Here is a 285-nt window from a genome sequence, read left to right as displayed (position 1 = left end):
CAGTCCTGAACAGGAGTGAACTGGTTTTCAACCGCAGGAAGAGGCGCCATTTGCACCGCTTCTTCTTCACTGGCACAGCCGCTCAATACACCAATAGCGACAGCGAGCGCTACAGCTTGCTTCAATAGCTTTCGCATACTCTGTCGCCTTTACTGGGCCAGATCGTCAAGTTTAATTTGCAGTGCCGGAGACGCACCCAGCTGCTGTGCGCTGATATAAGCATCACGAGCCGCTGATTTATCCCCTTTCTGCAGCAAAATATCACCGCGCAGTTCAGCCACTTTA

1 protein-coding gene is annotated in these 285 nt (G+C 51.9%); it reads right to left on the bottom strand.

Annotation, left to right across the window (positions count from 1 at the left end; translation table 11 throughout):
* Window positions 1-149: 149 nt before the first annotated feature.
* A partial coding sequence (locus ACYP03_RS25760; RefSeq protein ID WP_459782642.1) for a tetratricopeptide repeat protein occupies window positions 150-285 on the bottom strand: 136 nt, incomplete at its 5' end.

Source organism: Photobacterium sp. R1 (genome assembly GCF_054600795.1).
Note: the sequence above shows the minus strand (reverse complement) of the source record. Positions and strands in the feature narration are given on the sequence as shown.